Raw genomic sequence first — 1,377 nt, 5'->3', positions numbered from 1 at the left:
CATCTTTAACTAGAAATATTGATGTATTAGCTGGAAATATCGGTAATGATAACTCTGGACTAGCTTCTGAATGGAGCCAAACTGCATGGTCAGACATGTCTGGCTTAGGTAATCATGATATTGAGATTGTTGAGTTAGCTAATAATGTAATACTTACTATTACTGATATTCATGGTAATAGTTCAACTTGTGTTGCTGCAGTTACTGTAGTGGATGATACTCCTCCTTTAGCTGTCGCTCAAGATGTAGTCGTTGAATTAGATGCTAATGGTAACGGTTCTACAAGTGCAGTATTAGTAAACAACGGCTCTTCGGATGTCTGTGGTATTGCTTCTTTAGCACTAGATCAAACTGACTTTACATGTGCTGACGTTGGTAACGCAAACCCTGTGGTACTTACCGTAACTGATGTAAATGGAAACGAAGCAACAGCGACAGCAAATGTCACTGTAGTTGATAATTATGCTCCTACAGCTATTGCTCAAGATGTCACTGTAGTATTAGATGCTGCTGGTAACGGAAGCATTACTGCTGCTGAGGTAAACAACGGTTCTTCAGATGCATGTGGTGTTGATACTATAACGGTATCGCCTAATACTTTTGATTGTTCAAATGTTGGATTAGCTAACGTTGTAACTTTAGTCGTAACCGATATTAATGGTAATGTATCTACAGCTACTGCGAATGTAGTTGTGCAAGATTTCACAGCTCCAACGGCTGTTTGTCAAAACATTACATTAACTCTTGATGGTAATGGTACTGCTGCAATTACTGCTGCAGATATCGATGGTGGCTCAAGTGATTCTTGTGGTATTGCTTTAATGGAAGTCGATATGGAGAATTTCGATTGTTCTCACTTAGGGGATAATACTGTTACTTTAACAGTTACTGATAACCATGGTAATCAATCTACATGTACAGCTACTGTAACAGTAGAAGGAACAATCATTGACGATTTAGAAATCTCTTCTAGTGAATTACCTGAATTATGTCAAGGGGCAGTTATGACTTTAACAGCTTCTAGTACTAATGGCGTAACATATCAGTGGACTACTGGTGAATCTGGTGAGAGCATTGATATCGCTGCTAATGGAACTTACGGAGTTACTGCAACGTCTGCATCTAACTGTACGTCTTATGCTGAAATTACAATCTCTGACTTTGATGCTGGTTCTTTAGCTTCTGCTTATACCATTCTTGCTACAAACTCTGTACACTTACATGGTGCGAACCTTGTACAGTCTGGGGGTGTTGGTGTAACTGGTAATAATGATAGAATCAAAGTACACAGATCTACTAATATTGTCGATTTTGCTCAAGCTGATCATGTACAAATAGATTGGACTAGTAATGTAGGAACTGTTATTCCTGATCCTG

Annotated in this window: 1 pseudogene; it reads left to right on the top strand. The window is 38.7% G+C overall.

The window, feature by feature from the left end:
• Nucleotides 1-1,377, top strand: a pseudogene (locus ACFS5M_RS14220) (hypothetical protein); the annotation flags it as partial.

It is taken from the genome of Lacinutrix iliipiscaria (assembly GCF_042686125.1).
In the GTDB taxonomy this organism is placed as follows: domain Bacteria; phylum Bacteroidota; class Bacteroidia; order Flavobacteriales; family Flavobacteriaceae; genus Oceanihabitans; species Oceanihabitans iliipiscarium.
Note: the sequence above shows the minus strand (reverse complement) of the source record. Positions and strands in the feature narration are given on the sequence as shown.